The 25516-nt window shown below is 70.1% G+C and carries 26 protein-coding genes; 10 read left to right on the top strand and 16 right to left on the bottom strand.

Annotation, left to right across the window (positions count from 1 at the left end; translation table 11 throughout):
- Positions 1-47 precede the first annotated feature (47 nt).
- The 5 genes from H4281_RS16000 to H4281_RS15980 are packed head-to-tail and all read right to left on the bottom strand — an operon-like array spanning position 48 to position 8109.
- Positions 48-2999 (bottom strand): FAD-binding and (Fe-S)-binding domain-containing protein, encoded by a 2952-nt coding sequence (locus H4281_RS16000; RefSeq protein ID WP_182891711.1) that lies wholly within the window; start codon positions 2997-2999, stop codon positions 48-50.
- Positions 2996-4108 carry an enolase C-terminal domain-like protein gene (locus H4281_RS15995; protein WP_182891710.1) on the bottom strand — a complete coding sequence of 371 codons (1113 nt, stop codon included), beginning with the start codon at positions 4106-4108 and terminating at the stop codon, positions 2996-2998. Before H4281_RS15995 ends, H4281_RS16000 begins: the two co-directional genes overlap by 4 nt.
- Complete coding sequence (locus H4281_RS15990; RefSeq protein WP_182891709.1) at positions 4105-5898, bottom strand: thiamine pyrophosphate-requiring protein; 1794 nt, start codon at positions 5896-5898, stop codon at positions 4105-4107. Before H4281_RS15990 ends, H4281_RS15995 begins: the two co-directional genes overlap by 4 nt.
- A gap of 53 nt (positions 5899-5951) precedes the next feature.
- A complete protein-coding gene (locus tag H4281_RS15985) occupies positions 5952-7763 on the bottom strand; it encodes a glycoside hydrolase family 15 protein (RefSeq protein ID WP_182891708.1) in 1812 nt (603 codons plus the stop codon).
- A 10-nt stretch (positions 7764-7773) separates the two neighbouring features.
- Positions 7774-8109, bottom strand: a complete 336-nt coding sequence (locus tag H4281_RS15980) for a plasmid stabilization protein (protein ID WP_182891707.1) — start codon at positions 8107-8109, stop codon at positions 7774-7776.
- A gap of 98 nt (positions 8110-8207) precedes the next feature.
- Here H4281_RS15980 and H4281_RS15975 point away from each other — a divergent pair, with 98 nt between their 5' ends.
- Positions 8208-10160 (top strand): aconitate hydratase, encoded by a 1953-nt coding sequence (locus tag H4281_RS15975; protein WP_182891706.1) that lies wholly within the window; start codon positions 8208-8210, stop codon positions 10158-10160.
- A gap of 90 nt (positions 10161-10250) precedes the next feature.
- Here the strand turns inward: H4281_RS15975 and ku are convergent, their stop codons facing one another.
- Positions 10251-11150: a non-homologous end joining protein Ku gene (ku, locus tag H4281_RS15970; RefSeq protein ID WP_182891705.1), complete on the bottom strand. Its 900-nt coding sequence runs from the start codon at positions 11148-11150 to the stop codon at positions 10251-10253.
- A gap of 100 nt (positions 11151-11250) precedes the next feature.
- Between ku and H4281_RS15965 the strand changes: the two genes are divergently transcribed.
- Complete coding sequence (locus H4281_RS15965; RefSeq protein WP_182891704.1) at positions 11251-11865, top strand: DUF47 domain-containing protein; 615 nt, start codon at positions 11251-11253, stop codon at positions 11863-11865.
- Entirely contained in the window at positions 11866-12861 is a 996-nt protein-coding gene (locus H4281_RS15960; RefSeq protein ID WP_182891703.1) for an inorganic phosphate transporter, read from the top strand. It abuts the gene before it with no gap.
- Here H4281_RS15960 and H4281_RS15955 read toward each other — a convergent pair whose 3' ends face one another.
- Genes H4281_RS15955 through H4281_RS15945 form a run of 3 tightly spaced genes read right to left on the bottom strand, consistent with a single transcriptional unit; the run spans position 12862 to position 14923 of the window.
- The gene (locus H4281_RS15955) at positions 12862-13491 is read right to left on the bottom strand and encodes a phosphoribosyltransferase (RefSeq protein ID WP_182891702.1); all 630 of its coding nucleotides are present in this window, start codon (positions 13489-13491) and stop codon (positions 12862-12864) included.
- Positions 13488-14603 (bottom strand): SDR family oxidoreductase, encoded by a 1116-nt coding sequence (locus H4281_RS15950; protein ID WP_182891701.1) that lies wholly within the window; start codon positions 14601-14603, stop codon positions 13488-13490. The genes H4281_RS15955 and H4281_RS15950 overlap by 4 nt, the downstream gene beginning before the upstream one ends.
- Positions 14588-14923 carry a DUF3040 domain-containing protein gene (locus H4281_RS15945; protein WP_182891700.1) on the bottom strand — a complete coding sequence of 112 codons (336 nt, stop codon included), beginning with the start codon at positions 14921-14923 and terminating at the stop codon, positions 14588-14590. The genes H4281_RS15950 and H4281_RS15945 overlap by 16 nt, the downstream gene beginning before the upstream one ends.
- A 138-nt stretch (positions 14924-15061) precedes the next feature.
- On the opposite strand from H4281_RS15945, the gene H4281_RS15940 reads away from it, so the two are divergent.
- Entirely contained in the window at positions 15062-15277 is a 216-nt protein-coding gene (locus H4281_RS15940) for a hypothetical protein (RefSeq protein ID WP_182891699.1), read from the top strand.
- An 87-nt stretch (positions 15278-15364) separates the two neighbouring features.
- On the opposite strand, the gene H4281_RS15935 is transcribed toward H4281_RS15940, so the two are convergent.
- Positions 15365-15898, bottom strand: a complete 534-nt coding sequence (locus H4281_RS15935) for a hypothetical protein (RefSeq protein ID WP_182891698.1) — start codon at positions 15896-15898, stop codon at positions 15365-15367.
- 476 nt (positions 15899-16374) lie between these two features.
- On the opposite strand from H4281_RS15935, the gene H4281_RS15930 reads away from it, so the two are divergent.
- The 3 genes from H4281_RS15930 to H4281_RS15920 are packed head-to-tail and all read left to right on the top strand — an operon-like array spanning position 16375 to position 18485.
- Complete coding sequence (locus H4281_RS15930; protein ID WP_182891697.1) at positions 16375-16629, top strand: hypothetical protein; 255 nt, start codon at positions 16375-16377, stop codon at positions 16627-16629.
- Positions 16622-18235 carry a hypothetical protein gene (locus H4281_RS15925; RefSeq protein ID WP_220507296.1) on the top strand — a complete coding sequence of 538 codons (1614 nt, stop codon included), beginning with the start codon at positions 16622-16624 and terminating at the stop codon, positions 18233-18235. Before H4281_RS15930 ends, H4281_RS15925 begins: the two co-directional genes overlap by 8 nt.
- 16 nt (positions 18236-18251) lie before the next feature.
- Positions 18252-18485, top strand: a complete 234-nt coding sequence (locus tag H4281_RS15920) for a hypothetical protein (RefSeq protein WP_182891695.1) — start codon at positions 18252-18254, stop codon at positions 18483-18485.
- 92 nt (positions 18486-18577) lie between these two features.
- Here the strand turns inward: H4281_RS15920 and H4281_RS15915 are convergent, their stop codons facing one another.
- On the bottom strand, positions 18578-19036 hold the full coding sequence (locus H4281_RS15915; protein WP_182891694.1) for a cupin domain-containing protein: 459 nt from the start codon (positions 19034-19036) through the stop codon (positions 18578-18580).
- Between the two features lie 65 nt (positions 19037-19101).
- Between H4281_RS15915 and H4281_RS15910 the strand changes: the two genes are divergently transcribed.
- The gene (locus tag H4281_RS15910; RefSeq protein WP_182891693.1) at positions 19102-19656 is read left to right on the top strand and encodes a TetR/AcrR family transcriptional regulator; all 555 of its coding nucleotides are present in this window, start codon (positions 19102-19104) and stop codon (positions 19654-19656) included.
- Here the strand turns inward: H4281_RS15910 and H4281_RS15905 are convergent.
- The 3 genes from H4281_RS15905 to H4281_RS15895 all read right to left on the bottom strand — a co-directional run bounded on the left by H4281_RS15905 (position 19653) and on the right by H4281_RS15895 (position 21908).
- Positions 19653-20012, bottom strand: a complete 360-nt coding sequence (locus H4281_RS15905) for a hypothetical protein (RefSeq protein ID WP_182891692.1) — start codon at positions 20010-20012, stop codon at positions 19653-19655. The two genes, H4281_RS15910 and H4281_RS15905, sit on opposite strands and share 4 nt — an antisense overlap.
- A gap of 60 nt (positions 20013-20072) precedes the next feature.
- Positions 20073-21275, bottom strand: coding sequence for an NAD(P)/FAD-dependent oxidoreductase (locus H4281_RS15900; RefSeq protein WP_182891691.1), 1203 nt, complete (start codon positions 21273-21275; stop codon positions 20073-20075).
- Positions 21276-21410: 135 nt separating this feature from the next.
- Positions 21411-21908, bottom strand: a complete 498-nt coding sequence (locus tag H4281_RS15895; protein WP_182891690.1) for a COG4315 family predicted lipoprotein — start codon at positions 21906-21908, stop codon at positions 21411-21413.
- Between the two features lie 161 nt (positions 21909-22069).
- On the opposite strand from H4281_RS15895, the gene H4281_RS15890 reads away from it, so the two are divergent.
- Positions 22070-22561, top strand: a complete 492-nt coding sequence (locus H4281_RS15890) for a DoxX family protein (protein ID WP_182891689.1) — start codon at positions 22070-22072, stop codon at positions 22559-22561.
- A gap of 133 nt (positions 22562-22694) precedes the next feature.
- On the opposite strand, the gene H4281_RS15885 is transcribed toward H4281_RS15890, so the two are convergent.
- A complete protein-coding gene (locus H4281_RS15885) occupies positions 22695-23831 on the bottom strand; it encodes an 8-amino-7-oxononanoate synthase (protein WP_182892109.1) in 1137 nt (378 codons plus the stop codon).
- A 5-nt stretch (positions 23832-23836) separates the two neighbouring features.
- Positions 23837-24895, bottom strand: a complete 1059-nt coding sequence (gene bioB, locus H4281_RS15880) for a biotin synthase BioB (RefSeq protein ID WP_182891688.1) — start codon at positions 24893-24895, stop codon at positions 23837-23839.
- A gap of 48 nt (positions 24896-24943) precedes the next feature.
- On the opposite strand from bioB, the gene H4281_RS15875 reads away from it, so the two are divergent.
- The gene (locus tag H4281_RS15875) at positions 24944-25483 is read left to right on the top strand and encodes a TetR family transcriptional regulator (protein ID WP_220507295.1); all 540 of its coding nucleotides are present in this window, start codon (positions 24944-24946) and stop codon (positions 25481-25483) included.
- Positions 25484-25516 lie beyond the last annotated feature (33 nt).

The following is a 25516-nucleotide window of genomic DNA, read 5'->3' as shown; positions in this document are numbered from 1 at the left end:
GACTCCTTGGCGGAATCAGATTCCCTCAAGGAGTCTTTCACGGACGTTCAGCGGTCTTGCGAGTCCAGTCCGGCGGCCAGCAACTCGGCGAGATGGATGCCCTCGCGACCGCCGCTGTCCAGTTCGTGCAACTGGGTCCGGCAGCTGAACCCGTCAGCCAGCACGGCCGTCCGCCGGTCCGCCTGGCGTACCCGGGGGAGCAGCACCCGTTCCGCACAGGCCTTGCTGACTTCCAGGTGTCCCCGCTCGAACCCGAAGTTCCCGGCGAGGCCGCAGCAGCCCGAATCGAGGCGTTCGACGTCCACCCCGGCCGCGTGCAAGAGTTCCTTGTCCGCGTCCCAGCCCAGCACCGCGTGCTGGTGGCAATGCACCTGGGCCAGCGCGTGTCCGGGAATCCGCGGCGGCCGGTACCCGGGGGAGTGCCGGGTCAGCAGCTCCGCGAGCGTCACGGTCTGGTCCCGCAGCCGCCGGACGTCCTGGTCGCCGGGGAACAACTCGGCCACGTCGGAGCGGAAGACCGCGGTGCAGCTGGGTTCCAGGCCGAGCACCAATCCGCCGTTCCGGAGATGCGGGGCGAGCGTGCGCACGGTGCGCGCGAGAACCCGTTTCGCGACCCCGAGCTGGCCGGTGGAAATCCAGGTCAGTCCACAGCAGACAGACGGCTCCGGCAGCGTGACCCGCCAACCGGCGTCCTCCAGCACTCGCACGGCCGCCTCGGCGACGTGCGGGTGGAAGTAAGAAGTGAAGGTGTCCGGCCACAACATCACCGTGCCGCGCGCACCGGTACCGGCGGGTTGGCGCCGGGCGAACCAGCGCGGCAGCGTTTCCGGGGCGAAACGGGGGATTTCGCGGTCCTCGACCCCGGCGGCACGCGTCGCGAGGCGGGTTTTGCCCAGCAGGTTCGCCAGCCGGGCCGTGCGAGTCTTCCCGACCAGCCGGGCGACCAGCGGCAGCCAGCCCATGCTGAAGTCCGACCGCGGCCGTTTCCAGGGCCGTCCTTCGTAATGGTGGGCCAGGAATTCCGCCTTGTAGGTGGCCATGTCCACATCGGCCGGGCAGTCCGATTTGCAGCCTTTGCAGGAAAGGCACAGGTCGAGCGCGTCGCGCACCTCGGTGGAGCGCCAGCCATCGGAGATCGGGCCGTCGCGGTGTCCGTTGAGCATTTCGAACAGCAGCCGCGCCCGGCCGCGCGTGGAGTGTTCCTCCTCGCCGGTGACCTGGTACGACGGGCACATCACGTCGCCGCTTTCCGAAGTGGACTGACGGCACCGGCCGACGCCGACGCACCGGTTGGCGGCCTGGGAGAACGAGCCGCCGTCGTGCGGGAAGCGGAAATGGAGGTCCTGCGGCTCGGCGGGGGACCACGAGCCGCCGAGCCGCAGGTTTTCGTCGAGCGAGTACGGCGCGACGACCTTGCCCGGGTTCATCCGGTCCGCCGGGTCGAAGATCGCCTTCAGCTGGCCGAAAGCGGTGACCAGGTCGTTGCCGAACATGCGCGGCAGCAGTTCGCCGCGGCTCTGCCCGTCGCCGTGCTCGCCGGAGAACGAGCCGCCGAACTCCGCGACCAGGTCGGCGGCCCGTTCCATGAACCGCCGGTAGGTCGCGACGCCGGACGCGGTGTAGAGGTCGAACGGAATCCGCGTGTGCACGCAGCCCTGTCCGAAGTGGCCGTACAGGCTCGGCCCGGTTTCGTCGGCGTAGCCGAATTCCGCGTACAGCGCGTCCAGCCGGCGGAGGTAGCCGCCGAGTTTTTCCGGTGCTACCGCGGAGTCTTCCCAGCCCTCGAAGGTGTCTCTCTCGCCAGGAACATGCGCGGTCGCGCCGAGCCCGGCCTCCCGGACCTGCCAAAGCTCGGCCTCGCGGGCCGGGTCGTCGAGGAACGCGACCTCGGCGCCCTCGACGGAGTCGAGCAGCCCGCGCGCTTGCTTGTCGGCTTCCTCACGAGTCTGCGCACCGAACTGGACCATCAGGAAAGCCCGGCCGCGCGGCAGCTCTTCGCGGGCTTTTTCGTTGAGGTGCTTCAACCGTTCGTCGTAGAGCAGCCGGTGGTCGACGCCTTCGAGCGCGATCGGTTCGTGCGGCAGAATGTCCGGCACCGCGTCGGCGGCGGTCGCGATGTCCGGGTAGCCCAGCACGACCATCGCGCGTTCCGGCAGCACCGGCACCAGTTCCAGTTCCGCGCGCAGGACGGTGACCAGCGTCGATTCGCTGCCGACGAGCAGTCCGGCGACGTCGAAACCGTGTTCGGGCAGCAGCGAGTCGAGGTTGTAGCCAGACACCCGGCGCGGGATGTCCGGGAACCGGCGGCGGATCTCGTCGGCGTATTCGTCGCGCAGCCGGCGCAGCTGCCGGTAGATCGCGGCGCGCCGGTCGCCGTGGTGCTCGATCTCGGCGTACTCGTCGTCGCTCGTTTTGCCGCACCAGAACCGGGTTCCGTCCGCCAGCAGCACTTCGAGCCGCCCGATGTTGTCCACGACCTTGCCGGTGCGCTGCGCGGTCGCGCCGCAGGAGTTGTTGCCGATCATGCCGCCGAGAGTGCAGTTCATGTGCGTGGCGGGCTCGGGACCGAACCGCAGCCCGGTGTCCGCGAGCTGCCGGTTGAGGTCGTCCAGCACGATTCCCGGCTGCACGACGCAAGTGCGGTTGTCGGCATCCACAGATTCCAGCTCGGAGCAGTACTTCGACCAGTCGAGCACCACAGCGGTGTTGGTGCACTGGCCCGCGAGGCTCGTCCCGCCGCCTCGCGAAAGCACCGGCGCACCGAATTCCCGCGCTACGGCCAGCGCTTCGACGCCGTCGTCAGGGGAGCGCGGCACGACGACACCGATGGGGACCTGGCGGAAATTGGACGCGTCGGTGGAGTAGGCGGCGCGGCTGCCGTCGTCGAAGCGGACCTCGCCCTCGACCCGCTCGCGCAAGGCGGCCGCGAGTGCCTCGGGGTCGATTTCGGCCGGTTCCGGCACGCGAACCACGGGATTGGGAAGTTCGGCGGTGCTCATCGGCCCTCCTTGACCGCATACTCGGCCGCGGCGTCGGCGTGCAGGCGCAGCCCGTGCCCGGCGGTGGACATCGACGGGGCGACCCGGCCGCCGCTGGGGTCGAGACCGCCGTAGAACAGTTCCCGTTCGATCCGGTCGTGGTCGGCGAACCATTCGATGTGCCGGAAGTTCGGCGTCGCCGCGGCCGCGTGCGCGGACAGATTCGGCGCGCAGTGCGCGGAAACCTCGCGGTTCGCCGCGGCGGCGAGGGCGGCGACACGACGCCATTCGGTGTAGCCGCCGCACCGCGTCACGTCGACCTGGAGGCAGTCCACGGAAGGCAGCATCCGGGCGAAGTACGGCAGGTCGTAGCCGTATTCACCGGCGGCGATGTCCGGTCCGTCCGGCGTGCGCAGCTGCGCGAGCCCGGGCAGATCGTCGCTCGACACCGGCTCCTCGAACCAGGTCACGCCGAACTCCCGCAACGTGTCCGCGATCCGGCGGGCCCGGCCGACCGAATAGCCGCCGTTCGCGTCGACGTACAGCGCGGCGTCGTCCCCGATCGTCTCTCGCGCCAGCCGGACCCGGCCGATGTCGCGCGCGACCGCGGAGCCCCACGACTCGCCGATCTTGATCTTCACCCGCGGAATGCGCTGCCGGCGGACCCAGTGGTCCAGCTGGGCGGCCATCTCGTCGTCGTCCTGCGACGTGAAGCCGCCGCTGCCGTAGACCTCGACCTCGTCGTGCACCCGGCCGAGCAGGCGGCTCAGCGGAACGTCGAGCAGCCGCGCGGCCGCGTCCCAGATCGCGATGTCCACAGCGGACAGTGCACAAGAGACAAGCCCGGCGCGGCCGAGGTTCCGGATCGCGTGCTGCATCTCCGTCCAGCACGCGGGCGGGTCCAGCACCGGCTTGCCCGCGACGGCGGAGGCCAGTTTGCCTTCGATCAGCGGGACGCACGAGAAATCGGCGTACGTCCAGCCGAGCCCGTCGGTGCCGCCTGCTCGCACCCTGGCCACGACGAGCGTGGTGGAATCCCAGGAGAGCGTGCCGTCGGCCTCCGGCGACGGAGTGGGCACCCGGTAGGCGCGCGCGTCGATCCGTTCGATGTGCGGGGCGGCGACGGTCACCGCGACCGTCCGGGCAGGAACTCCTGCAGCTTCGTCTTCGCGCCCTGGAACATCAGGTGGAACGCTTCGGGGTCGCCCTTGAGCACGGACTCGGTGACCGATTTCATCTGCTCGAACGTCGCGTGCGGCGGAATCGGCGGGACCTCGGCGTCGCAGCGGACGTCCAGCACCGTCGGCCGGTCCGCGGCGAACGCGGTCCGCCAGGCCGAAGCGAGATCGCCCGGCTCGTCGACGTTGACGCCTTCGAGGCCGACACTCCGGGCGAACCCGGCGTAGTCGACGTCCGGCAGGGACTGCGATTCCTCGAACTTCGGCGCGCCGCCCATCGCGCGCAGCTCCCATGTGACCTGGTTGAGGTCATTGTTGTGGAACACGCAGATGATGCACCGCGGATCCGTCCACAACCCCTGGTAGCGCGCGATGGTGATCAGCTCGGCCATCCCGTTCATCTGCATCGCGCCGTCGCCGACCAGCGCGATCGCCGGCCGGTCGGGATGCGCGAACTTCGCGCCGATCGCATACGGCACGCCGGGACCCATCGTCGCGAGCGTGCCGGAAAGCGTGCTGCGGATGCCTTCGCGGATCCGGAGATTGCGCGCGTACCAGTTGGTCGACGAGCCGGAATCGGCGGTGACCATCGCGTTGCCCGGGATCTGCTTGGACAGCTCGTGCACGATCCGCATCGGGTTGACCGGTTTCGCGTCGACCTCGGCCTGCTGGTCCATCGTGGTCCACCAGTCGGCGACGTTCTTCTCGATTTTCTCGCGCCACGAACGGTTTTCGGTCCGGTTCAGCTTCGGCAGCAGCGCGCGCAGGGTCGCGGCGGCGTCGCCGACGAGGTTGACCTCGGTGGGGTAGCGCATGCCGATGAACCGGCCGTCGATGTCGATCTGCACCGCGCGGGCCTGGCCGTACTCCGGCAGGAACTGGCTGTACGGGAAATTGGACCCGACGATCAGCAGCGTGTCGCAGTCGCGCATCATCTCGTAGCTCGGCCGGGTGCCGAGCAGGCCGATCGCGCCGGTCACGTACGGCAGGTCGTCGGCGAGAACATCCTTGCCCAGCAACGCTTTCGCCACTCCGGCCCCGGTGAGTTCGGCGACCTGGCGCACCTCGTCGACCGCGCCGCGCGCGCCTTGCCCGACGAGGATCGCGACCTTCTCCCCGGCGTTGAGCACGTCGGCCGCCTCGGTGATGGCGGGTTCGGGCGGCACCGGATTCGGCCACGCGGTCCCGGGCGGGCTCGAGGGCATCTGCTTGAACGCGTGCTGCGGCGGCTCGTACGGCTCTTCCTGCAGATCCGCCGGGATGATCAGCGCGGTCGGCGTGCGCGACGCCTGCGCGACCCGGAACGCGCGGTCGAGCGCGTTGGGCAGCTGCTCGGCGACGTTCACCTCGATGCAGTACTCGTTCGCGACATCCCGGTACAGCGCCTGGAGTTCGACCTCCTGCTGGTAGCTGCCGCCCATCGCGGTGCGCGCGGTCTGCCCGACGATCGCGACGACCGGGACGTGGTCGAGTTTCGCGTCGTAGAGCCCGTTCAGCAGGTGGATCGCGCCGGGCCCGGACGTCGCCATGCACACGCCGACCGCCCCGCTGAACTTCGCGTAGCCGACCGCGGAGAAGGCGGCCATCTCCTCGTGCCGGGCCTGGACGAAGCGCGGCTGGTTGTCCGCCTTGCCGAAGGAGGCGACGAGACCGTTGATCCCGTCCCCGGGGTACGCGAACACCTGTTCCACGCCCCAGTCACGCAGCCGCGAAAGCAGGTAGTCGCCGACGGTCTCGGTCATGACAAGTCCTCCCGTGCGTTGAGTCTTCCCCGGCTACCCGCAGGCCCGGGGCGCTACACGTCGCGGCGCAGCCCCTGTTCGGGTCCGGTCGCGTTGGTGGTGGTTTCCGCGCCGTCGAGGTGGCGTGCGGTGTTGACGAGCCCGACCATGCTGAAGGCCTGCGGCATGTTCCCGAGCTGCCGTCCGGCGGTCGTGTCGTATTCCTCGCTCAGCAGCCCGACATCGTTGCGGACGGCCAGCATCTGCTCGAAGACCTCGATGGCTTCCTCGGTCCGGCCGGTGCCGTGCAAGGCGTCGGCGAGCCAGAAACTGCACGGCAGGAACGCGCCTTCGCCGCCGCTCAATTCGCTGGGACCGGAATCGGCGTCCGGGTCGAAACGGTGGACGAAACCGTCTCGCGACAGCTCTTTCCGCACCGCGTCGACAGTTCCGCGCACCCGCGGGTCGCTTCCGGGGAGGAAGCCGACGCGGGGGATGAGCAGCAATGCGGCGTCGAGGCCGCGTGAGCCGTAGAACTGGGTGAAAGTGTTGCGGCCGGCGTCGAAACCCTCTCGGCAGACTTCCTCGTGAATGCGGTCGCGCAGCGCACGCCAGCGGTCGACCGGTCCGTCGAGATCGTGGCGTTCCACCGTCCGGACGGCTCGGTCGATGCCTGCCCACGCCATTACCTTGGAATGCACGAAATGCTGCGGTTCGCCCCGTACTTCCCAAAGGCTTCGATCGGGCTGATCCCAATGGCCTTCGAGAAAGTCGAGCAGCCCGCGTTGCAGATCCCACGCCGGATGGATCACCGGAAGCCCGGCTTCGCGGACGAGGTGCAGGCCGTCGAGCGCTTCGCCCCACACGTCGAGCTGCATCTGTCCCGCCGCGGCGTTGCCGATGCGCACCGGGGCGGAACCGGCGTACCCGTCCAGCCAGTCCAATGTGGACTCGGGAACGCGGCGGGATCCGTCGAGTCCGTAAAGGACCTGGAGTTCGGCCGGATCGCCCGCTGCCGCGCGGACGAGCCATTCGCGCCACGCGCGCGCCTCGTCGGGATAGCCGGTGCCGACGAGGGCTTGCAGGGTGAAGGTGGCGTCGCGCAGCCAGCAGTAGCGGTAGTCCCAGTTGCGTTCGCCGCCGAGCTGTTCCGGCAGCGATGTCGTCGGTGCGGCGAGGATGCCGCCGGTCGGCTCGTACGTCAGCGCCTTCAATGTGATCAGCGCGCGGCGCACCGCGGAAGGCCACCGGCCGTTGTACCGGCAGCGGTCGATCCAGTCCGCCCAGAAGCTTTCGGTGTGCGCGAGCGCTTTCTCGGCGTCCGCCGGATCGGGGCGTTCCTCGTAGGAGGCGTGGTAGGTCAGCACGAACGGCACGCGTTCGCCCTCGGCGACGGTGAACTCCGCCAGGCCCTCGGTCGACACGTCGACCGGCGTGGTCAGCCGAACCGCGTCCGGACCCGCGACCGCGTCGAATCGTCCGTCGACGTGCCGCACCCACGGGCGCACCGACCCGTAGTCGAACCGCGGCCGCAGGCAGGTCCGCATCGGGACCCGGCCGCGCACGCCTTCGACGATCCGGACGAGATCGGCCGCTCCGTCGCGCGGCGGCATGAAGTCGAGCACGCGCACGGCACCGTCGGCGGTTTCCCATTCGCTGGCGAGGACCAGGGAGTCGCCGACATAACCGCGGCGAGCGGCCGGTCCGCCGTCCGCGGGCCCGAGCCGCCACACCCCCGCGCGCTCGTCGTGCAGAAGCGCGGCGAAGCACGCGGGGGAGTCGAACCGCGGCAGGCACAGCCACTCGACCGCACCTTCCCGCGACACCAACGCCGCGGTGTGCAGGTCGCCGAGCAGGGCGTAGTCCTCGATCGGGCGCTGGTTCATCGCGGCGGAGTCAGTCCCGGCCGAGCGCCTTCGCGAGTTCCTTCTTGGTCATCGTGGACCGGCCGTGGATGTTGCGCTGCTTGGCCTCGTTGTACAGCTGGTCGCGGGTCGGGCCGCCAGGACCGAGCCGCTTGCCGGAGCGGTGCCCGCCGCGCTGCTGTGGCGATTTGTCGCGCACCGACGTCTTGCTCGCACGGTCCGATTCGCCCGACTGCGCCCGGTTCTTGTTCACCGTGCGGGCCGCGATCTCCTTCGCGCGCTTCTTGCTCGCGCCGCGCTCTTCCTGCGACTCCTCGATGTGCTGGTACTGCCGTTCCCGTTTCGAACTCCAAGCCTGCTGCGGCATCCCAGTCTCCTTCCGCCGTTCTTGATCCCCGGGTTGCCCGCGCGCCGCGCGCGGAAACATCGCGGTTCGCCGCGCCGGAAACGGGTACCCGCTCGCGAGTGGGACGCGAACAGACACTCGCCGGGCGGCTGCTGGCCGAGCACCTGGTCGCCGGCCGGCTCGAGCCAGGGACCGAAATCGGCCTGCGGGTCGATCAGACGCTGACCCAGGACGCCACGGGCACGCTCGTGATGCAGGAACTCGAGGCGCTCGGGCTCGATCGCGCGCGCACCGAGCTGAGCGTCCAGTACGTCGACCACAACCTGCTGCAGGCCGACGAGAAGAACGCCGAGGACCACGCGTACCTGCGGTCAGCCTGCCGCCGGTTCGGGCTGTGGTTCTCCAAAGCGGGCAACGGCGTTTCGCATCCGACGCACATGGAGCGCTTCGGCGTGCCCGGCAAGAGCCTCGCCGGGTCTGATTCGCACACCTGTGCGGCGGGCGCGCTGGGCATGCTCGCCGTCGGCGTCGGCGGCCTCGAAGTGGCGCTGGCCATCGCCGGAGAACCGCTCTACCTGCGGATGCCGGAGATCTGGGGCGTCCGGCTGTGCAGCGAGCTGCCGCCGTGGGTGTCGGCGAAGGACGTCGTGCTGGAGATGCTGCGGCGGCACGGCGTCAGCGGCGGACGGCACCGGATCATCGAGTACCACGGCCCGGGGCTGGCCTGCCTGAGCGCGATGGACCGGCACGTGCTCGCCAACATGGGCGCTGAGCTGGGCGCGACCGCGACGGTGTTCCCGGCCGACGAAGCGATCCGCGCGTTCCTGCGGGCGGAAGGGCGCGAACACGACTTCCGCGACCTGCGCGCCGGACGCGACGCTTCCTACGACATCGAAGACGAGATCGATCTGTCCACAGTGGAGCCGTTGGTGGCGAAGCCGTCTTCGCCGGGCAACGTGGTTCCGGTGCGCGAGGTGTCGGGGACACCGGTGGGGCAGGTCGTGATCGGTTCGTCGGCCAACCCGGGGTTCCGGGACTTCGCGGTCGCCGCGGCCACCGTCCGGGGCAGGCAGACGGCCGATTCGGTCAGCTTCGACGTCAACCCGACCTCGCGGCAGATCCTCGTCGAACTGGCCCGCAGCGGACACCTCACCGACCTCGTCGCGGCCGGCGCCCGCGTGCACCAGGCGGGCTGCCTCGGCTGCATCGGGATGGGCCAGGCCCCCGCGCCCGGCACGAACTCGCTGCGCACGTTCCCGCGGAATTTCCCCGGCCGGTCCGGCACCGCCGACGACTCGGTCTGGCTGTGCTCGCCGGAGACCGCGGCGGTGTCGGCGCTGACCGGCGTGCTGACCGATCCGCGCGACTACGCGACCGTCCACCACCTCGCGCACCCGCGGGTCTCCGGACCGGCCCGTTCGGCGGCCGACCCGCGCGTCTTCACCACCCCGCTGCCCGAGGACGAGGCGCTGCGGGAGGAGCTGGTGAAGGGCCCGAACGTCGCCGGGCTGCCGGACTTCGACCCGCTGCCGGACGAGATCGAGGGCCCAGTCCTGCTGAAGGCCGGGGACGACGTGTCGACCGACGAAATCTCGCCCGCCGGGGCCCGTGCGCTGCCGTACCGCTCGAACATCCCGAAGCTGGCCGAGTTCACCTTCACCCGGATCGACGAGGACTACCCCGAGCGCGCGGCCGACAGCCCGGCCCATTTCGTGGTGGCGGGGGAGAACTACGGCCAGGGCTCGTCGCGCGAACACGCCGCGATCACCGCGCGGTACCTGGGTTTGCGCGTGGTGCTGGCCCGGTCGTTCGCGCGGATCCACTGGCAGAACCTGGTCAACTTCGGCGTGCTGCCGCTGGAATTCGCCGAGCCGGCCGACAGCGAGAAGATCCGGCGCGACGACGTGCTGTCGGTGTCCGGGCTGCGGCGGCTGGCCGAGACGGGGGAGTTCACCGTGCGGAACCAGACCCGGGGCGAGGAGTACCGGACGAGGCACCAGCTGTCGCCGCGGCAGGTGGATGTGCTGCTGGCCGGCGGGAGGATTCCGCAGCTGGCGCGGGCGCTGCACTGAGGCCGGCCTCGCGGGAGCGGGAGCGTGGTCGTGAGGGGAATCCTGCGGAATCAGATTCTCAGGGTTCCCCACCCCACAGCCTCTGGCCGGTCAGGAAGCCTTCAGCGCCGCCTCCAGATCGGCGCGCGACATCTTCGAACGCCCCTTGACGTCGCGCTCCTTGGCGAGTTTCTGCAGCTCCGTCTTGGACAGCTCGGACAGATCCGGCGTGCGCGGCTTGCGGCTGCTGCGCACGCTGTTGGCCAGCGCCTCCATGAGGTCGACCACCTTCGTCGGCTCCTCCGGCTCGGCGGCGGGCGTGACGGTGTTGCCCTCCCGCTTGGCCTCGATCAGCTCTTCCACCCGCTCGCGATAGGTGTCGCTGAACTCTTCCGGCTTCCACGGCTCGGTCATCGCGTCGATCAGCTTGACCGCCAGGTCCAGCTCCTTCTTGTTGGTCTTGGCCTTGGCGGGCAGTTGTGGCACGTCGTCCGCGCTGCGCATCTCGGCGGCGTAATGCAGCGTGTTGAGCACGATCACGCCGTCGCCGGCGCGGGCGAGTGCGAGGTGTTCGCGGCCGTGGAAGACGAACTTCGCGACGGCCGCCTTGTCCCGGCTGGCCAGCGCGTCGAGCAGCAGCACGTACGGGCGCTGTGCTTCCTCTTTCGCGGGTGCGAGCCAGTAGGCGCGGTCGAAGTACATCGGGTCGACCTCCTCGAGGTCCACAAAGCTCTCCACCTCGAGCGACCTCGACCGGCCCGGTGCGATCTCGTCGAGTTCCTCCTGCTCGACCAGCACGTACTCGTCGTTTCCGACCTCCCGGCCGCGGACGATGTCGGCGTAGGGCACCTCGTCGCCGGTCCGCTCGTTGACCCGCCGGTAGCGGATGCGGTCCCGCGTGCCGCGCTGGAACTGCGTGAAGTGCACGGCGTGGTCCTCAACCGCCTTGTACATCCGCACCGGGACGTTGACCAGGCCGAACGACAGCGCACCCTGCCACACCGGACGCATCGGCGCTCCTTCCTCTTCGATGCCCGCCGGGTACCCGATCCGGGCGCCCGGCACACCGCGCCGGTGTAAGCGAGGGGGATACGGGGTAGCTTCTGCTCCGATGCGCATAAAACCTCGCGGAAGCCAGTTCTTCCAGCTGCTCGCGGACGCGGCCGCGAACCTCGTCACCGCCACCGCGCTGCTGCGGGACCTCACCGAGGCGCCGCCCCCGGAACGGGAGGCGATCGCGGCCCGGCTGCACGAGGTCGAACACGCCGGCGACGACCTGACGCACACCATCATGGTCGAGCTGAACAGCACGTTCGTCACCCCGTTCGACCGCGAGGACATCCAGGCGCTGGCCGCGCGGATCGACGACGTCCTCGACTTTCTGGACACTGCCGCCGACCTCGCGGTGCTCTACCGGCTGGAGAAGTTCCCGCCCGGCACCGACGGCATGCTGCGCGTGCTGTGCCGCGCCGCGGAACTGACCGCGGAATCCATGCCGGGCCTGGCGAAGGTCGGCGAGCTGTCGCCGTACTGGATCGAGATCAACGCGCTGGAGAACGAGGCGGACCACACCTACCGGCGGATGCTCGCCGACCTGTTCCAGCCGGGCGCGGACGCGCTCGAGGTGCTCAAGGCGAAGGAAGTCGTCGAACAGTTCGAACTGGCGGCCGACGGCTTCGAGCACGTCGCGGACGTGGTGCAGACCATCGCGGTCAAGGAGTCCTGAGTGGACAGCACCGCCGCGCTCGTCGCCGTCGTGGTGCTGACGGTCTTCTTCGACTACACCAACGGTTTCCACGACGCGGCCAACGCGATCGCCAGCGCCGTCTCGACCAGGGCGCTCCCGCTGCGCACCGCGCTCGTGCTGGCCGCGGTGATGAACCTGGCCGGAGCGCTGCTGTCGACCGGCATCGCCGCGACCGTCGCGAAAGGAATCATCGACGTCCCGGCAGGCCCGGGCGCGCTGACCGTGGTGCTCGCCGCGCTGGTCGGCGCGATCGCGTGGAACCTCGTGACCTGGTACTTCGGGCTGCCGTCCTCGTCGTCGCATTCGCTGATCGGCGGCATGGTCGGAGCCGCGCTGGCCGCGGCGAGCACGGTGCACTGGACGGGCATCGTGGAGAAAGTGCTGGTGCCGATGGTCGCGTCGCCGCTGCTCGGGCTGGTGCTCGGCTACGCGGCGATGGTCGCGGTGCTGTGGCTGCTGCGCCGGGCGAACCCGCACCGCAGCGGCCGGGTGTTCCGGCGGCTGCAGATCCTGTCGGCTTCGGCGCTGGCGCTCGGACACGGGTTGCAGGACGCGCAAAAGGGTATGGGCGTGCTCGTCCTTGCGCTGATCGCGGCCGGGAAACAGGACACCTTCTCGGTGCCCCTGTGGGTGACGCTGGTGTGCGCCGGCGCGCTGTCGCTCGGTACCTGCTCGGGCGGCATGCGCATCATGCGGACGCTCGGCCGCCGCGTCTTCCCGCTCGACCCGCCGCACGGGTTCGTGGCGGAATCGGTCGGTGCTTCGGTGCTGTACTTGACCGCTTTCGCCGTGAAGGCCCCGATTTCGACCACCCACGTGATCACGGCGGCGGTGATGGGCGTCGGCGCGACGAGGCGGCTTTCGGCGGTGCGGTGGGGGATCGCGCGCGACATCGTGCTGGGCTGGGTGCTGACGTTCCCGGCCGCGGCGGGGGTCGCTGCGTTGATGTTCTGGCTTTTGTCGGCGTTCGGCTGATCACTTGGGCACGAGGGCGAGGACTTCGTCGTCGGTGGTCGGGCTGAAGTCGGAGTAGAACTCGCCGACCGCGTGGAATTCCTCCGGTTCTCGCAGGCAGATGACTTCGTCGGCTTCGCGGGTGAGCTTGTCCAGTGCGGGCGGTGCGCCGACTGGAGCGGCGAAGACCAGCCGCAAGGGTGCGTGCGATCGGAGGGCTCGAAGTGCGGCGATCGCGGTGCCGCCGGTGGCCACGCCGTCGTCGATCACCACGACGTCGTGGCCCGCCGGTGAGTGCGGGACGCGGTTGCCCAGGTAACGGCGGACCTGGTCACGGGCCTCGGTGCGGGCTTGGTCGACCTGGTTCGCGACGTCCTCCGGCGTCAGCCCGAGCGCGCGGAGGCCGGCGCGGTCGAAGAACGGCGGGCCGTCCGCGGCAACGGCGCCGAGCCCGAGTTCCGGCCGTCCGGGTGCGCTGATTTTGCGAGCGACGAGCAGTTCCAGCGGCGCGTCCAGTTCCTCGGCGACGGGCGCGGCGACCGGAAGCCCGCCGCGGACCAGCCCGAAGACCACCGGGTCCGCCCACTCCCGGCAGGCCAGGGCCGCGGCGAGCCGGGCGCCCGCGTCGGCGCGGTTCTGGAACGGTCTCACCGGCGACCCTTCTTTACAACGCGGCGGGATTTTGCGGTGCGGCGCAGCAGTTGCCCGGCGACAGCGGCTACGACACCGTGCTGGCTCCCCTTCGCGGGCCGAATGTCCTTCGCACTGGTGCGGCGCAGCAGCTGCACAGCGGCGAGTACCGAGGCGGTCAGCCCAGCGGCGACCGCGCCGTGGTGGCGGCTCAGCACCGGCTGGACGTCTCGCGCCTTAGCCTGCTGATCGAACTCGCCGTGCGCGCCGTAGTCGAAGCCGCGCGGGCCGTCCGCGGGCTCCCACAGGTTCGCGGGCTGGCTCGGCCGCTGTGGCTGGCCGGTTTGCTGCGCGCCGAAGCCGGTGCGGGCGAGGTACCGGTCGAGCAGGCCGGGCGCGACGGCGTTGGCCAGCAGCGTCGCGGCGGTGCTCGTGCCGACCCAGTACTCGCGGCGGCGCGGATGGTCGGCCGCGTGCAGCACCGCGCGGGCGGCGAGCTCGGGCTGGTAGATCGGCGGAACCGGCTGGGCGTGCTCGGGCAGCCGCGAAAGCAGCCAGGTGAACTGCGGCGTGTTGACCGCCGGCAACTGCACCATGGTCGTGCGGATTCCGCTGTGCTCGTGGAGAAGTTCGCAGCGCAGCGCTTCGTTGAACCCTTGAATGGCGTGCTTGGCCCCGCAATACGCGCTCTGCAGCGGGATGCCGCGATACGCGAGCGCCGAGCCGACCTGGACGATCGTGCCCGCGTCCCGCGGTTTCATCCGTGCGAGAGCGGCCATCGCGCCGTGCACGAAACCGAGGTAGGTCACCTCGGTGACCCGGCGGTATTCCTCGGGCTTGACGTCGGAGAACCGGGCGAACACCGAGCTGAACGCGACGTTGACCCAGACGTCGATCGGCCCGAGTTCCTCCTCGGCGCGGGCCGCGGCGACATCGACCTGGGCGAACTCGGCGACGTCCGCAGGCAGTTCCAGCGGCGTGCCCCCGGCTTCCCGGACGTCCTCCGCCGCCGCGGCGAGCCCCTTCTCGCCCCGCGCCAGCAAGGCGACTTTCGCGCCGCGGCGTCCGTACGCGCGGGCGACGGCCCGGCCCACTCCGGCGCTGGCCCCGGTCACGACTACGACGGGCGGCATGGAAATCCTTTCCCCGGACCGGGAGTCCGGCGGGTCGGCGGACGCAGGCACTCCTGGCGGGCGACGTGCCCGCACACCGCGATCGCCGCCAGCACGAAGCCGAGCAGCGCGAGCGGCACCTCCGGCGGAAAGACGATCCCGCAGACGATCAGCCCGGCCGCGACCGCGGTCAGCCCCCAGCACGCCACCGGCCACGCCCGGCGCAGCGGCCACGCCGACTGCCCGAAGGCGCGCCGCACCCACAGCGCGTCGGTGGCGAGCAGCTCCCGTTCCATCGAACGCAGCGCCCGCTGGGGATCCGGCTGCCGGTGCGCGGCCATCGCCTGCTCCCTTCCGCCTGACCGACGGCTTACCCGCTCCCGGCCAGGCCAAACCGGAACGGCGGCAGCGTCCGGTTTGCCCCGGAAGACGCCGGGTAACCCGACGCTTTCGCCGGAGAACGTCGGAGGGAGCACGACATGAGCAGGCTGCTGGTGGACCCGGAAAGCGCGACCGTCCCCTGTGGACAGTGCGGCCGCGAGGCGGTGCACGTGGGCAGGCTGGTCCAGGAGGACGGGACGCCGGTCAGCCACGCGGTGGTGTGCACGGTGTGCCGCGCGCACCGTCCGGGCCCGGGACTGGGGGAGACGCGCCGTCCCCGGCTGGCCGTTCTTTCGCGGCCCTCCGAAGGCTGACCCCTCGGACGCGGCAGGTCCGTGAAGGACTCCTTGAAGGAATCAGATTCCTTCAAGGAGTCCTTCAAGGTCGTTTTCCCGGGTCGCTCACTCGATGCCGAGCACGGACTCCGCGGTGGTCCAATTGGTCAGCATGGCGTGCTGCGCGTCGGCGAGGGTGGCTTTTCCCGCGCAGACCGCCTTCTTCACCGCGTTTTCGACGGAATCCTTGCTGTAGGAGTTCTGCTCGCCGTCGTGCGGTTCAGGCCAGAGGTTCTTCGGGTCCTTCGGAGCGCCGCCCAGTTCGAGCGGCAGGAAGTGGTCCTCCTCGTACGAGCTCATCGAGGTGTCGGAGTAGCCGTAGTCGATGATGCCCTGCTTCTTGAGCTTGTTGGTGTAGGTCGTCGGCGGGCGGATGGTGGCGGTCCAGCCGGGGACGCAGATCGTGTCGTCGATGGTGTCCTGGGTGACGTCCGGGTTGGTCGCGCCGGGCGTGCAGGCCGGGTCGGGCAGCGGAAGATAGGACTGCGAGCACGTCGCGGCGAGCGGATGCGGGACGGCGGCGTTCGCGGCCGGCGCGACCACCGCGAGCGAACCGGCCAGAATGACGGCGGGCGCGGCGAAACGGGCAAGTCGGGACATGGGAAATCTCCTCCCTGGAGCACGGTCGCGCCAGCCTCCGCCGAGCCCGGGTAATCGCACCACCTACCTTCGAAGGAATGCGTGAAGAATTAACCGGGTGCTCAACTTGCCGGGCGACAAAATACGCAAGGTGGACGTAAATCCGGGGCGCCTGTACGGGGATGATCCGAAAACGCGGCGCAAGCCGGACTAGTGCGGGTGAATGGGCCAGAACTGCTTGATCCGCCAGCATTCGGGCGTTCGGGGCAGGTCCGGACGGGCGGCTCCGGATGTCTGGAAAGGTTCTTCGAAACGGTTTCCGGTCGGTTTTTATGCGCCTTCCCCGTGAATTGGGGAAAAAATGGTGCAATCGATTTCCGCTGCGCCGTTCGGCTGAAGGTTGCGGTGTGCGCGTATCCGTTCCCGGCTGTTGTGCGACCTTTTTCGTGAACACCGCCGGAATCGATCTTTTCGGGCGGAATTCCCGGGGGTGAACGATGAGCGAACCGGAAGGGCCGCGGTCCGGCGCGGGACGCGGGGAAGGCGCGGAAAGCGGCCCGGCGGGCGAAAACGCGCCCGCCGCACCGGAAATGGGGTACGAGATTCCGATCGGGACGCCGGTTCCGGCCGCCGAGATGGAACGGCTGAAGGCGGCCGCGGAACGGCACCGCGATCGGGAGGAGGAGGCCGACGCCCCGGCACGGGCCGGCGACGAGGCCGCGGAGGAAGAGGGTGATCACCGTGATGCCTGAAGCACAGGTGCTCGAGGGCCAGGCAGGCGAAACGGCCGGGGGCGCGTCGCGGGAGATGGCGGATCTGACGGTCGGCGAACTGCTCGCCGAACCGCCGTCGCCGGAACGGTCGCCGTTGTTCGCGCAACGGTTCCCGGTCCCGGTCGAGGAGTACGACCAGCTGAAGACCGGCGCGCGGGAGCACGGCGCGGAGGCGCTGGCCCCCGCGGACGCGCTCGACGTCCAGCTGGACGAGGAAGCGGCGGCGGAACTGTCGGAGGAGAATCCGCCGGAGGACGAGATCGTCGAGGGCCTGGCCCCGGCGGCGTCGGCGAGTTTCGAGGGGATTTCGCAGACCGCGTTCCGGCCGCCGGACTGCGCGGTCGCGGTCGGCCCTAAACACGTGCTGGCCGCGGTCAACGTGGACCTGGTCGGCTACGACAAGACCGGCCTGCAACAGTTCCGGTGGGCCAATTTCACCGCCATGTTCAACCCGGTGCTGCCCGCCGGGGCGCAGCTTTTCGACCCGAAACTGGCCTACGACCACTACAGCGGCCGGTGGATCGTCTGCATCGCCGCCCGGCGCGCGAACCCGCAGGGCTCGTGGATCATGCTCGGCGTCTCGCAGACCGGCGACCCCGCGGGCGGGTACTGGATCTGGAGCACCGACGCGACCGCGGACGGGGCCACCGCCAGCGGCAACTGGTCGGACTACCCGATGCTGGGCTTCGACACCCAGGCGATTTACGTGTCCACCAACCAATTCGCCTTCGGCGGCGGGTTCGCCTACGCGAAACTGCGGATCTTCGACAAAACGGAGCTGTACAGCGGCGGGGCCGGCGGCGGACACACGATCCGCTGGTGGGATTTCTGGGGTCTGCGGAACCCGGACCGGAGCGCCGCGTTCTCCGTCCAGCCCGCCTGTCATTTCCAAGGCGTGGGCGGGAATCCGCGCGCTTACCTGGTGAACTCGCTGTTCCCGTCGGGGTCCAGCCTGACGCTCTGGACGCTGTCCAATCCGCTGGGCCTGTGGTCCGGCGGCGCGCCGGCGCTGACCGCGACCGCCGTTCCCTGCCGCAGCTACAACCTGCCGCCCGGCGCGGTGCAGAAGGACGGCGGGACAACGCGAATCGCCACGAACGACACCCGGTTGCTCAACGCGGTCTTCCAGGCGGCGGGGCGGACCCAGCGGTTGTGGACGACGCACACGTCCGCGTACAGCTGGCCGGGCGACACCGAGGCACGGTCAGTGGTGCAGTGGTACGAGATCGACGTGCCCAGCCACACGATCGCGCAGCAGGGCGCGTTCGGCGCGCCGGGCAGGCACTACTTCTTCCCGGTGATCCAGACCGACCTCTCCCGCAACGCCCACGTGGCGTTCGGGCGGTCCGCCGCCGACGAGTACGGCCACTTCCGCCAGACCGGCCGCCTCGCCACCGACCCGCCGGGCACGTTGCAGGGCAGCGCCTCGGTGATCGCCGGGCAGAGCGCCTACACCGGCGGCCGATGGGGCGACTACTTCGGCATCGGCCGGGACCCGTCGGATTCCCGGACCGTATGGAGCTACGGCGAATACGCCGGCGCGGGCAACACCTGGCGGACTCGGCTCAACGCGGCGAAGTACTGACAGCAGGGAGGGTGTCATGAACACTGCACAAAAGCTCCGGATCGCGGCGGAGTCCGCGCTCGCGGTGCTCAGCGCTGTCGCGTTGGTGCTGACGCTGACGGTTCCGGACTGGATCGAACGCACGACCGGCGCGTCTCCGGACGGCGGCGGCGGGGGAGCCGAGTGGCTGCTGACCGCCGCCGCTTGCGTGGCGACGGTTCTGTTCGCCGGATTGGCCGCGTGGGAATGGCGGCGGCTGCGGACGGCGTGACCGGCTGGCTTCGCGGTCCGCGCGGGGAACTCTGAGGGAATCTCAGGGTTCCCCGCACGGACTTTCGTCCGCGTCCCGCGCGCTGGCCGACGTCATTCCTCGTAGGCGATCGAGTACCGGGCAGCCACCGGATTGATCTTCACCGGGTCCACCGCGCCGTCGGTCAGCACCGCGGGGCCGGCCTCGAAGAGCTCCTCCAGATAGTGCTCCCATCCGCCCGGCGAGGAGATCTGCAACAGCCGCGGCGGAGGATCCGACACTGCCCGCAGCGCGTGCGGAACCCCGTGCGGCAGCAGCACGAACGTCCCCTTCGTCGCCACGTGGCTCTCGTCGGCGAAGTCGATGCCCAGTTCGCCTTCGAGGACGTAAACGCATTCGTCGGCCTCGTGGTGGACGTGGCGCGGGATGTCGCGCGCCAGCGTCACCTCCAGCAGCGAGAACCGGGTCTCGGTGTCGCCGGTCATCGCCTTCACCGCGAACGCGGGCGGCAGCGGCACCCGGCCCGGGCGCGCCTCGCCGGGGTGCAGCAGCAGGAAGCGGTCTTTCGCCATGGGGTATCCTCGCCAACATATCGGAAGCGGAGTCCGTTTCCAGATTAACCGGAGGAGGGTGTCGGTTGTCAACGGAGCGCAAGCCGAGGGCAGACGCGGAACGCAACCGGGCACGGGTGCTCGAAGCGGCCCGCGCGCTGCTCGCCGAGCAGGACGACGTCCAGTTGCCGGAGATCGCGCGGGCCGCCGGGGTGGGCGTCGGGACGGTGTACCGCAACTTCCCGGACCGGCGGGCGCTCGTGGAAGCGTTGGCGGAGCAGCGGTTCGCCGAGATCGCGGAGTACGCGCGGAAACGGTGCCTCGACGGGAAATCCGGGGTCAAACGGTATCTGCGGCACGTCGGCGAGGTGCTGTCCGGGGACCGGGCGCTGTCGTCCGCCATCGAGACGGCGCGGGGGACGGCGGGAAGCGAACCGCGCGGCGACGCGCTGGCGGAGCTGGAAACCGTGGTGGCGCGGGCGATCGCGGCGGACCAGGCGGCGGGGGTGCTCCGCGCGGACTGCACGGTGGGCGACGTGTACCTGCTGGTCGGCTGCCTCTCGTCAGTGGTCCGCACGGGGAGCGGGGACTGGCGGCGGTTTGCGGAACTGGTCCTGGAGGGGTTGCTGCCCCGGGGCTAGCCGGCCCAACGCGGCAGATGAGACGTGAGCTCGCCGCTGTCGTGCAGCGCGATCAGCACGGCGGTCATGTTCGGCACACCGGGTTCGCGGACGATCAGGCCGTCCGGAACGGCGAAATAGCTGCCGCCCGCGCACTCGCCGGTGCTTTCCCGGCGGCGCATTATCCGGTCGACCTCGTCGAGGGTGAACATCGTTGCGCTCCGCCGGGAACCGTCGGCGCAGCGGACCTCGACGTCGATGTTGCCGACTTCGTCCGGGTGCTCGCCGCCGCCGACGAGGAAGAACGCGTCGAACGCGGAGGTCCGGACGACATAGAACGGGGACTCCCATCCGGCGGAGAGGATTTCGGTCGCCACGGCGGAGAAGCGTGACGGGCCGCCCCGGAAACGGTCCGGAACGGCCCGCCGGCGGCGAGATCAGGCGAGGTCCTCCAGCGGGACCTCCGGGTCGGCCAGCCGTTCCGGGTCCACTGCCTTGCCGGAGCGGATGAGCGCCTTGATCGGGTCCGTGACATCCCAGACGTTGACGTTCATCCCGGCCAGCACGCGGTTTTCCTTGAGCCAGAAGGCGATGAACTCGCGCCCGGGCACGTCGCCGCGGAAGACGACGCGGTCGTGGCCCTCGATGGCGCCCAGGTATTCCATGCCGAGGTCGTACTGGTCGGTGAAGAAGTACGGCAGTTCGTCGTACTGCTCCTCCTTGCCGAGCATCCCGGCCGCGGCCACGGCGGGCTGGTTGAGCGCGTTCGCCCAGTGCTCCACGCGCAGGTGCTTGCCGAGGAACGGGTGGTAGGCGTTCGCGATGTCGCCGACGGCGAAGATGTCCGGGTCGCTCGTGCGCAGGCTCGCGTCGGTCACCACGCCGTTGTCGACGCGCAGGCCGGCCGCCTCCGCCAGTTCGACGTTCGGCTTCGCGCCGATCCCGGCCAGGACGGCGTCCGCCTCGAGGACGCTGCCGTCGCCGAGGCGGATCCGCTTGCCCTGGCCGCCGTTGGAGATGTGCTCGACCTGGACGCCGAGCCGCAGGTCGACGCCGTGCGCGCGGTGCAGGTCGGCGAACACCGGGGCGACGTCGCGGCCGAGCGCGGTGATCAGCGGCAGTTCGAGCGCCTCGACCACGGTGACTTCCACCCCGGCCTGGCGCGCGGCGGCGGTGGCTTCGAGGCCGATCCAGCCGCCGCCGACGACCACCAGCTTCGACGCGGTGCCGAACAGTTCCTTGAGCCGGTCGGCGTCCTCGATCCGGCGCAGGTAGTAGATCCCCGCGGCGTCCGGCAGTTCGCGCGGGCTCGCGCCGGTGGCCAGCAGCAGCTTGTCGTAGCCGAGGCTGGTCCCGTCGTCGAGCGTGACCTGCTTCTGGTCCCGCTCGATCGCGGTCGCCTTGACGCCCTGGCGCAGCTCGACGTTCTTCTCGGCGTACCACGCGGCGTCGTGCACCTGGAAGCTCTCGGCCTCCGCGTTGCCGGCGAGGTAGTCCTTCGACAGCGGCGGCCGCTCGTAGGGCAGGTGCCGCTCGTCGCCGACGATGGTGATCTTCCCGTCGAAACCCTTGTCGCGCAACGCTTCCGCGGCCTTCGCTCCGGCCAGCCCGGCTCCGATGATGACGAACGACGAGGTCACTGACGAACTCCTTCGATGCGGGGACGACGGGAGTACTTATATCACTAGCGAAGTTTGGTCTTATTCGGCCGCCCGGTCAAGTTCCCCTGTTCAGAGGTACCCCATGGAGGCAGCACCTACCCGGAAGGGTGTTACTCAGTAGTTTCCTCCGCCGTACCCGCTCGCCGGCGCGGAGCTCGCCGTCGCCGTGGTGATGGCGGTGCCGTCCGAGGCGACCATCCACCAAAGGCCGCCGTTGAGGTTCAGGCCCTGGCCGTTGGCCTGCCCGGCGGATTTGTCGCCGATGTACCGGTACAGCGGGTGCCCGCCGAGCGTTTCCTGCTGGGACCCGTCCGGCCGGGTGATGGAGCCGACGCTGCCTTTGGCCGCGCCGGCGAGCGGGGTGCCCGCCGCGACCGGGGGCCAGTAGCTCGCGCAGCTCGCGGCGCAGGCGGACTGGCCGTCGTGGTCCGCGGCGAACAGGTAGATCGTGTCGCCTTTGCTGTCGGTCAAATGCGTCGGTGCGGCAGGCGGTGCGGCGGGTGGTGCGGCCGTGGTCCCGCCGCCGCTGCACGCGGCGGCGAACAAGCCCGCCGCGCTCAACGCGGCCAGCAGCCCGAAAGTTCTTGGGGTCGCGAGAGTTTTGACAGTCATCCCAGCCTCCAGCAGTGCGTGGGTGTCGCTCTTCCTCCGACACGCGGCTGGAGCCGGAACGGTTCAGCGCGATTTATCGAGCGTCACAGCGTCTGGACGGGGGAGACCTGAATGCGTACGGTATGGCAAGCCTAACCTTAGTCACTCTCCGAGGAGGACCCATGCCAGAGCGTGCGCTCGACCGGGCCGTCCCGTTCGTGCTCGGCCTGTTCCGCATCGTCGTCGGCCTGCTGTTCGCGGCCCACGGCGCGGCGGCGGTGTTCGGCGTCTTCGGCGGCGGCCCGAAGGGCGGAACCGTCGCGGTGGGCGCGTGGCCGTCCTGGTACGCGGCGGTGATCCAGCTCGCCTGCGGCCTCCTGGTCGCGTTCGGCCTTGGCACCCGGATCGCGGCGCTGCTCGCTTCCGGTTCGATGGCGTATGCGTACTTCGTCGTCCACCAGCCGGATGGGTTGCTGCCGCTGCAGAACCAGGGGGAGCCCGCGGCGATGTTCTGCTGGGCGTTCCTGTTGCTGGTGTTCACCGGGCCGGGGGCGTTGGCGGTGGACGCGCTGTTTCGGAGGCGGTCAGACGATGCTCGCGGCACGCGGCCACTGGGCGGCGAGCCGCGCGGCGTGCTGAGCGCGGTCCAGGTCAACCCCGGCGCGGGCGACTAGCCGGAGCCGGGAGATGCCGTCCGGGACGCTCGGCGGGGTTTGGCCGCACCGCGCCGGGCGCTTGCGAAGCCGGTGCGGCATCGGCGCTCGTGGCGTGGTACGGATCGTTGATTCGTGGAGGCTCGGCGAGCGGTCAGACGATGCTCGCGGCACGCGACCACTGGGCGGCGAGCCGCGCGGCGTGCTGAGTGCGGTCCAGTTCAATCCCGGCGCGGGCGACTAGCCGGAGCCGGGAAATGCCGTCCGGGACGCTCGGCGGGCGGAAGCAGCCGACGACGATGTCCCGTTCGTACAACTGGTTCGCCGCGGCGACGGCCTGCTCCGGGGAGTCCGCGGGAATCGACTGCACCGCGCCCGGCGCCCGCGAAACCCCTGCGGCATCAGCGATCGCGAAGGCGGCACGGTGCAGATCCTCGACTCGCGAAGGTTCGGCCGCGATGATCCGGCACGCTTCCGCCGCACTCGCCGCGGCGGCGGGGGCGAGGCCGGTGTCGAAGATAAAAGTCCGTGCCGTGTTGACCAGATGTTCGCGCAGCAACGGCGATCCCAGCACAGCACCGCCCTGGGCGCCCAAGGCCTTCGACAGCGTGGCAGTGACCGCCACGTGCGGCGCGCCTGCGAGACCGGCCGCGTGCACCGCGCCCCGGCCTTTGCCGGCGACGCCGATGCCGTGTGCTTCGTCGACCACTAGGAAAGCGTCGTACTCAGCGCACAATGCCGCGGTGCGCACCAGATCCGTGGCGTCACCGAGCACCGAATAGATCGACTCGACTGCCACGATCGCCCGTTCCTGCGACCGGTCGCGCAGCAGTTGCGCGAGGGCGTCCAGGTCGTTGTGCGGGCAGATCGCGACCGGGGAGCGGGACAGCCGCGCGCCGTCGATCAGCGAGGCGTGGATGTGCGCGTCGGTGATCAGCAGCGTGTCCGGCGAGCCCAGCGCGGTGATGACGCCGATGTTCGCCGTGTAGCCGCTGGAAAAACCGAGCGCGGCCGGTTGCCCGGTGAGGTCGGCCAGTTCGCGCTCCAGTTCGGTGTGACACGGCGTGGTGCCGGTGACGACTCGGGACGCGCCGGCGCCCGCGCCGTACTTCTCGACGGCCTGGACGGCGGCCGCGCGCAGTCGCGGATCGGTGCTGAGGCTCAGATAATCATTCGACGCCAGGTCCAATGTGGACTTGCGCGGATGCCGTCGATCGTCGGTCCGCCGGACGAGACCGGCGACGTGCCGGTCCCGTTCCGCGGCGGTGAGCCAGTCGTGCATCGACACCATGGCGGTCACGCGTTGGGTGCGGCGGCGGTGCCCGCTCCGCGTTCCCGGAGCGCCGGGGTGGTGTGCTCGGCCTGCTGCTGCTCACCCGCGCCGAGGACCTCGAAGCCGGCGTCGGCGATCATCTCCAGGTCGGCCTTCGCTGCCTGGCCCTCGCTGGTGAGGTAGTCGCCGAGGAACAGCGAGTTGACCACGTGCAGCGCGAGCGGCTGCAGCGACCGCAGGTGCATTTCGCGGCCGCCTGCCATCCGGACTTCCGTTGCCGGGCAAGCGAATCGCGCCAGCGCGAGGATGCGCAGCGCGCGCAGCGGGCTCAGCTCCCACGTGCCGGCGAGCGGCGTGCCCTCGAACGGCATCAGGAAGTTGACCGGGATCGAATCGCTGCCGATGTCGCGCAGCGCGAAGATCGCGTCGATCAGTTCGTCGTCGGTCTCGCCCATGCCGACGATCAGGCCGGAACACGCGGAAAGCCCGGCGGACTTGGCCTTTTCGACGGTGTCGACGCGGTCGTCGTACCCGTGCGTCGTGCAGATCTCGGAGTAGCGCGACTCGCTCGTGTTGAGATTGTGGTTGTACGCGTCCACCCCGGCGTCGCGCAGCTTCTCGGCCTGCCCGTCCTTGAGCAGCCCGAGGCAGGCGCACACCTCCACGTCGGAATGCGCGGACTTCACCGCCTCGACGGCCTGGGCGACCCGGTCGACGTCGCGGTCGCTCGGCCCGCGTCCGCTCGCCACCAGGCACACCCGCGACGCGCCGCCCTGGATGCCCGCGCCGGCTTGGCGCGCGGTTTCCTCGGCGGACAGCCACGAGTACTTGAGGATCTGCGCGGACGACCCGAGCCGCTGCGAGCAGTACCCGCAGTCCTCGGGGCACAGGCCCGATTTCAGGTTGACGAGATAGTTGACTTTGACCTTGTTGCCGAAGTGTGCGCGCCGCAGCCGCCCGGCAGCCGCGACCAGGCCGAGCACGTCCTCGTCCGGCGCTTCCAGCACCGCGCGGGCGTCAGTTCGGTCGAGTACGCCGCCGGCCAGCTGCCGGTCGGCCAGGTCGTCGAAGGTTTTGAACACCTATCAAATCCTAGGCGGCCGATCGGCGGGAAGCAAGCGGCAGGCAGAATGAGAGGGGTGAAGGTGACGCGAGACCAGATCGTCGACCGGGCGTACGAGCTGCTGCGCGAAGCGGGGCTGAGCAGCTTGTCGATGCGGCGGGTGGCCCTCGACCTGGGGGTCCAGCCGGGCGCGCTGTACTACCACGTCGCCAACAAACAGGAACTGCTCGCCGTCGTCGCCGCGCGGATCCTGAAGGGGCTGCCCGGGGTGGCGATGGACCCGCGCGAGGCGGCCGGGGACTTCCGCTCGGCGCTGCTGCAGGTCCGCGACGGGGCCGAGGTGGTGTCGTTCGTGCAGGCGTACCGGCCGGATCTGCTGGTGCCCACGCACGCGCTGCGCCGGCTGTTCACCGGGAAGTACGACGAGCGGCGCGCGGAGTGGGCGGCGCGGACCGTCGTCCACTATGTACTCGGGTTCGTCGCCGAGGAACAGAACCACGCCGAACTGGTGCGTGCCGGGATCGTCGAGGAGGATCCGGCGCACAGCGGGGATTCGGACGAGGCGTTCGCATTCGGCATCGACGCGATCCTCAGCGGACTGTCGTGAGTGTTCATGCCGGTTAGAACCGGCATGAACACT

This window comes from Amycolatopsis dendrobii (genome assembly GCF_014145675.1).
In the GTDB taxonomy this organism is placed as follows: Bacteria; Actinomycetota; Actinomycetes; order Mycobacteriales; family Pseudonocardiaceae; genus Amycolatopsis; species Amycolatopsis dendrobii.
Note: the sequence above shows the minus strand (reverse complement) of the source record. Positions and strands in the feature narration are given on the sequence as shown.